This is a genomic window from Listeria rocourtiae subsp. hofi (assembly GCF_963575615.1).
Lineage (GTDB): Bacteria > Bacillota > Bacilli > Lactobacillales > Listeriaceae > Listeria_A > Listeria_A hofi.
In genome coordinates this window covers 23,533-30,226 of record NZ_CAUYTL010000035.1, presented here as the reverse complement: position 1 = coordinate 30,226, position 6,694 = coordinate 23,533, and the positions used below count along the sequence as shown (strand labels likewise).

Here is a 6,694-nt window from a genome sequence, read left to right as displayed (position 1 = left end):
AGCTAACAGTTCCTACTGCCAAGCCTGTAGTGGACTTTCACCACCTAGCATTTGCGCATGCTGGGCGCACAAAAAACGCTTAAAACATTGACACACAATGCTTCAAGCGTTTCCCCATGTAATGGAGACGGTGGGAGTCGAACCCACGTCCAGAAATAACGGCACTTAGACATCTACGAGCGTAGTCATCGTATTAGATTTTCGCATATACATCAGCCCGACAACAGGCTTCCATAAAGCTAGTCTGATTATGCTCTCCTTCTAAACCCCAGACGGAGATTTAGAATCGTATCCCACTTAATTTGAGACCCTTACCGTAGCACATGGGCGATGCACGGAGGATCAGCTATCGACTGTTCTTAGGCAGCGAAAGCTAGGTTATTATTAGTTTTGCCAGTTATTATTGGCTTTGACGTTAGTAACGAGGTCGATCCCCCCGACTCGCAATCCAAGCTCGAACTATCCCTGTCGAATCCGTAACGTCCCCGCGATAATAGAGCCTAATCCTAGTAAATTGGCGACAACCGCTCGCATTCAGCAAGTTTTGCAGACTTCCGGTTCTCATGTACAAGTCGTACACTCCGCTTCCGGTTTCTACAAAACTTGCTGAATACAAACGCTTTCGCTCAATTTGTTTAAAGCGTAATCTTCGTCCTACCCAATTGAAGGGTTACGAGATTCTGCATAGTTTAGAGTTAGTATCCATGTACCACGAGAAAAATGTTCCTCTTTGCGAAACACCAAACGTGACAGTACTTATCATTATACACGAATGGCTCATAGATGGCAAATTAAAGCCAATCAGAGAGCCATCCTTTTAGCGCTGTCTTTCTTTAAACGCCCGCTCCACATCCCGCTTCGCTTCTTTACTCTTCAAATCTTGACGCTTATCATACTTTTTCTTACCCTTCGCCACACCAATCAGCACTTTTGCGTAGCCATCCTTGATATACATTTTTAGCGGAATAATCGAGTACCCCGCCTCCTTTGTTTCACCAATCAATTTACTAATCTGCTTCTTGTGTAACAATAACTTACGTGTCCTAAGTGGATCATGATTATAGCGATTTCCCTGCTCATACGGACTAATATGCATATTGTGCAGAAAAATTTCACCACGATCGATTCGTGCATAAGCATCTTTTAAATTCACGCGCGCATTACGCACCGATTTAATCTCCGTTCCCTGAAGCACAATCCCAGCTTCAAAAGTCTCCTCAATCGCATAATCATGACGTGCCTTCTTATTTTGCGCTAATAAACGCCCTTCACCTTTAGGCATGATACATCTTCCCTTCTAGCGACGTGGCTTCTTCGGCTTTGTACCTTTAGCCACACCTTGGTAAAATGGTTTCTTCTTTTTCTTCTTCGGTTGTCCAGCATCCCCACCGCTCTGCTTACCTTTCTTACGCGATGAATCGTTGTCCTTCCGTTTTTTATCGCCACTAGGACGGTTCTTATTTTTCTTAAATGATTTCGAAACCTCCACCGTCTTCTTGCCTCGTTTGAATCCAGGAGTTTCCTTACCAAGACTACGAAGCGCAAAATCGATTTCGCGATGATCTACGTCTACCTTTGTAACCTCAACTTCCACCTCGTCACCAATCCGGTACACACGACCAGTACGCTCACCAACCATTGCCAACTGATTTTGATGGAATTGGTAATAATCATCCTTCATTGTACTCACATGCGCAAGACCTTCAATCGTATTTGGCAACTCAATAAACATACCGAAATTCGTCACCGAACTAATAATACCTTTAAAAATCTCACCCACATGATCTACCATGTATTCAGTTTTCTTGAGCTCATCCGTTTCACGCTCAGCCTCAACAGCCCGGCGCTCCATTTTCGACGTATGTTCTGCAATTTCTGGGAGACGCTCCGACCATTTCGCCATCGTCGCATCATCAATATCTCCGTGAATCAAATACTCCCGAATCAAACGATGCACAATCAAGTCCGGATAACGACGAATCGGCGATGTGAAATGCGTATAATACTCCGTTGATAGTCCGAAATGTCCCAGATTCGCCGTATCATATTTCGCCTGTTGCATTGAACGAAGCATGATCGTCGAAACAACCATCTCTTCTGGTTTTCCCTTGACCTCTTCTAAAACTTGTTGCAAAGCCCGCGGATGCACATCATTCGCCGTTCCCTTCACAACCAGGCCGAAATTCGTAATAAACTCGAAGAAACGCTGTAACTTCTCTTCCCGTGGGTTTTCATGGATACGATAAATAAACGGTACTTGCATCCAGAAAAAATGCTCCGCGATACACTCATTTGCTGCCAGCATGAATTCCTCAATCAGGCGCTCACCCGCCGAACGTTCTCGCGTCACAACCCCAGTTGGATGTCCCTGTTCATCCACGACTATACGTGCCTCTTTAAAGTCGAAATCAATCGCACCACGCGCATCCCGCTTCTTATTCAAAATCTTGGACAAAGCATACATATCTTCAAGCATCGGCACAATCGGTGCATATTTTTCACGCAACCCGGCATCCTCCGCCACTAAAATGTCATTAACATCTGTGTACGTCATCCGTTCCGTTGTATTAATCACACTCTCAAAAATCTCATGCGAAACGACCGTTCCAGACGCATCAATCTCCATCTCACACGACATCGTAAAGCGATCCACATGCGGATTCAGCGAACAAATCCCATTAGACAAACGATGCGGAATCATCGGAATAACCCGATCCACCAAGTATACACTTGTGCCACGCTCTGCTGCCTCACGATCAAGCTCTGAGCCCTCCGTCACATACGAACTAACGTCCGCAATATGTACACCTAGTTTATGATTTCCATTTGGAAGTTGCGTCACTGTGACCGCGTCATCCAAATCCTTCGCATCCGCACCATCAATCGTAATAATAACCTGATCACGCAAATCACGACGCGCCCCAATATCACTTTGCGAAATCTCAGCTGGAACCTTATTAGCTTCCTCCATCACTTCATCCGGAAACGCAATCGGAATTCCGTGCTTATGAATAATCGACAAAATATCAACGCCAGGATCATTTCGGTGTCCAATAATCATTTTGACAATACCACGCGCACGATGTCGACCTTCCGGATACTCCGTCAACTCCACAATCACCTTATGGCCATCCACAGGTTTCAAACCGCTTGCCAAATCAATTTCCACCTGACCAAAAGTCCTTTTATCATCAGGAATCACAATCGGGTCACCAATCAAATCTTCCATATACGTCCCAACCACTTGCGACGTCTTTCGCTCTACAATCTTATGAATCGTACCCTCTGCTAAATTATCGCCTTTTATCTTCGTAATATTAGCAAAAACAATATCCCCGTTCATCGCATCGTTCACCTGCGTCGGCGGAATAAAAATATCATCCATTTCTTGATCCTCAGGAAGTACAAATCCAAAGCCCTTCTCATGCGCTCGAAAAGTTCCCTTCACAAAATCAAGCTCTTCCGGCAATGCATAACGGTTCTTCTTTGTTCGAATCACATCCCCGCGATCTTCCATTGCGACAAGCGACTTCACCATCGCCTTAAAATCGTCCGCATCCCGCAAACCCATCTCCGCCTCTAAATCATCCAGCGAAAACGTCTTTTTCGGCGATTCCTTCATAAAATCTAAAATCTTATCCTCTATTTTCTTCATTGTTTCCCTCCTCTCTCTTCGTAAAACTTAAACATGCCAATCCAGCGTATCTAAAAAGGCTAAAATATCAGCTTGCAACTGAGCCTTCTCCTTATCAATCGTAATAACATGTCCAGAATTATCGTACCATTTCAGTTCCTTTTGATCTGACTCTACCTTATTATAAATCAATTCCGCACCATTTACATCCACCATCTGATCTTTTTTCCCCTGAACGACCATAATTGGCGTATAAATCATATCAATTTGTGGAATAACATCCTGAATCTCATCTTTCAATTTAGCAATCGTATCCATCGGTGCATCCTTATATGCCAACACCTCCGCATCAATCTGCTCTGGCGACTTGCCCTCATACTTCTTATAATTACGAACATAATCCAGAAAACCTTGAATAATCGGCGATGAACTATCCATCCGCGTTGGCGTGCTCATCGCAACAATCCCCTTAAGCGGTCGATTATATCCCAATTTCAATGAGAAAAGCCCGCCCAGTGAGAGTCCGGCCACTGCAATCTCCTCATAGCCCAGAGATTTCAAATGATCATAAGCCTCAAGAACATCCCGCCACCAATCATCAGGCCCCGTTGTCAACAACACATCCGGTGATACACCATGCCCCCTATACTGCGGCGCATAACAAGTATACTGATTATCCTGTAAGAAACGTCCCAACATCCGAACATCTGCCGAACTTCCCGTAAATCCATGTAGCAACAATACCGCCCGTTTCCCAGTCTCAAATAAAAATGGCTCTGGCGCCTTCATTTTCATATCAAAAAATCCCCTTCATTCTAAAAATATCCTTATCCCCAGTGTACCGCCTCCACCCACAAAATTCAAAAAGGAGGTGTTGAATTTTGTGCCTAACATGCATAAAACTTCAATAATTTCTAATCACCATTTTGACACTCTTATCCCTGAAATAAATCAAACTAAATCTTTCTGGGTAAAATCAAGTTTTGGCACTACACAAATCGAGCGAAAGCGTTTGTATTCCATCTAGTTGGTGGAATAAGAGCTTGCTTTACCTAGGTTCAGTAAATTGATTTCGCGTACTAGGATCTGTATTTGGAGTTTAGTCTCATTCTGCGGGCATTAATGAACGAATGCTCGCTCCGCTCGCACTCATACTGGAGCTGTAACGGGCATAGCCCACAACAGTCCCAGCAACAAAAACTCCACCCGCAAAATTCAGGTGGAGTTCATCACTTTTCATAATTACAAGAAAAATCCTAAAGCAATCAATATTGCAAAGAAGATTACCGCTAAAACAATCGTTGTACGATGTAAAATACGTTCAAGTCCTCTTGCTTTTTGTTTACCAAATAGTTCTTCTGCTCCACCAGAGATAGCTCCGGATAACCCGTTACTCTTACCTGGTTGAAGAACAACTACGATTATTAACAATATTGATACAATAACTAATAAAATTGTTAATGCTGTATTCATGCTCTTTCCTCCTAAACCGTCCTCTTTTTGACTATCTTTTATGATAGCATATTTTGTATAGAAGGTAAAGCGTTAAAAAGAGGATTCACCATCAAATACGGTAAATTCTCTCACAAACTTATTTGTCTGCTTTTGGTTGCAACTGACTCATAACTCCCAATCGATTATAAGCATTAATCGTTGCAATCAATAAGTACAGCTCACCAATCTCTTTCTCGCTATACAACCTCTCAAGCTCTGCATAAACCGAGTCAGATACGCCATGTTGGTGAATAAACGTTACTTCCTCAACAAGCTCCAATACCACGCGTTCCTTATCCGAATAAAAAGGAGCCTCACGCCAAGCATTCACGCCCACCACACGTTGCACCGTCTCACCATTTTCCAAAGCTTCTTTCGTGTGCATATCAATACAAAACGCGCAATGGTTCAAACACGAAGCATAAATCTTAATCAATTCCTGTAACTTTTTTGGAATACTACTTTCCCGACCTAACGTATCCAACTTACCAATCGCTGTATAAGCCTCCAAATTTTCTTTTGCTAAATTAAAACGCGCACTCATTTCACATTCTCCTCTCTATTCTCTCCTAATAATACGACTTCTCAATAGCCAAAGCAACTAACAAAAAAGGAACACCTCACGTTCAGGCATTCCTCACAAATCTTACACAACGATTTCTTCTAACCACATTAAATCATCCAAGAAGTAAACTAAATCCTCTGCCAAAATTTCTCTCTCGCAGTCCGTTGTAATATCGTGACCCGAGCCCGCATAGAAACACAATTGTTTATCATCCGAGTGAATATTTTTGAAAATATAGTTCGCGTCATCAGCTGAAATCTCTTCATCTTGACAACCTTGTCCAATCATCGTTGGTACTTCGATTCGCTCAATATCTGTCGCCACTGCTTTATAAAATGCAGAACGCGCATCTGTCATTGTTTTTATCTCAGGTGCATAATTAGCGAGCATTACTTCTGCCTCGCTGTCTGCAATTCCCATTTTGCTCATACTCTTTAATAGATATTTCTCCACTGGAATATATCGCATTTTACGATTCACGTTCGCACATAGTGGAGCGATTGCTTTCGGATTAAATGTTTCAGCCATTTTCAGAGCAAAAACACCACCCATTGCAGCGCCTACTATTGCTATTTCGTGATATCCTAAGCCTTGTAAATGCTCATAACCCGCCTTTGCATCCTCATACCACATATCTGGCGTGGTTTTCAAGAAAATTGCAGGTTCTTCGCCATGGCCGCGATAATTTGGTGCATACACTGTATAACCATTCTCTGCTAGATATTCCCCTAATTCTCTAACATCCTCTGTCGTTCCTGCAAATCCATGCAGTAATAGAACAGCACGACTACCTGCTTTTAAAAGAAAGCTACGATCCGTACTCATGATTAATTGCACTCCTCCATCTTCCTTAACTTGCCCTCATTGTACGCCATATTTGCGTGAATTGCCAGCTTTTGATTCGAAGTCCGAAAACCGTTGGTATCAAAGGATTTGGTAGCATTCACAATCGCCGTTTTTGGGGTCAGTAATTTATACAATAGACATATGATAACGCCAAA

Annotated in this window: 6 protein-coding genes and 1 other RNA gene; all 7 read right to left on the bottom strand. The window is 42.9% G+C overall.

Annotated elements, in window-relative coordinates; all coding sequences use genetic code 11:
- Positions 1-119 precede the first annotated feature (119 nt).
- Positions 120-487: a transfer-messenger RNA gene (gene ssrA / locus R8925_RS13225) on the bottom strand.
- A 330-nt stretch (positions 488-817) separates the two neighbouring features.
- Entirely contained in the window at positions 818-1,282 is a 465-nt protein-coding gene (gene smpB / locus R8925_RS13220; RefSeq protein WP_036069391.1) for an SsrA-binding protein SmpB, read from the bottom strand.
- A gap of 15 nt (positions 1,283-1,297) precedes the next feature.
- The gene (gene rnr / locus R8925_RS13215) at positions 1,298-3,655 is read right to left on the bottom strand and encodes a ribonuclease R (RefSeq protein ID WP_430536270.1); all 2,358 of its coding nucleotides are present in this window, start codon (positions 3,653-3,655) and stop codon (positions 1,298-1,300) included.
- A gap of 27 nt (positions 3,656-3,682) precedes the next feature.
- A complete protein-coding gene (locus R8925_RS13210) occupies positions 3,683-4,429 on the bottom strand; it encodes an alpha/beta hydrolase (protein WP_430536269.1) in 747 nt (248 codons plus the stop codon).
- A gap of 447 nt (positions 4,430-4,876) precedes the next feature.
- Positions 4,877-5,107 (bottom strand): preprotein translocase subunit SecG, encoded by a 231-nt coding sequence (secG, locus tag R8925_RS13205; protein WP_430536268.1) that lies wholly within the window; start codon positions 5,105-5,107, stop codon positions 4,877-4,879.
- Between the two features lie 118 nt (positions 5,108-5,225).
- Positions 5,226-5,672 carry a carboxymuconolactone decarboxylase family protein gene (locus R8925_RS13200; protein WP_430536267.1) on the bottom strand — a complete coding sequence of 149 codons (447 nt, stop codon included), beginning with the start codon at positions 5,670-5,672 and terminating at the stop codon, positions 5,226-5,228.
- A gap of 102 nt (positions 5,673-5,774) precedes the next feature.
- Positions 5,775-6,518: an alpha/beta hydrolase gene (locus tag R8925_RS13195; RefSeq protein ID WP_430536266.1), complete on the bottom strand. Its 744-nt coding sequence runs from the start codon at positions 6,516-6,518 to the stop codon at positions 5,775-5,777.
- Positions 6,519-6,694: the final 176 nt, after the last annotated feature.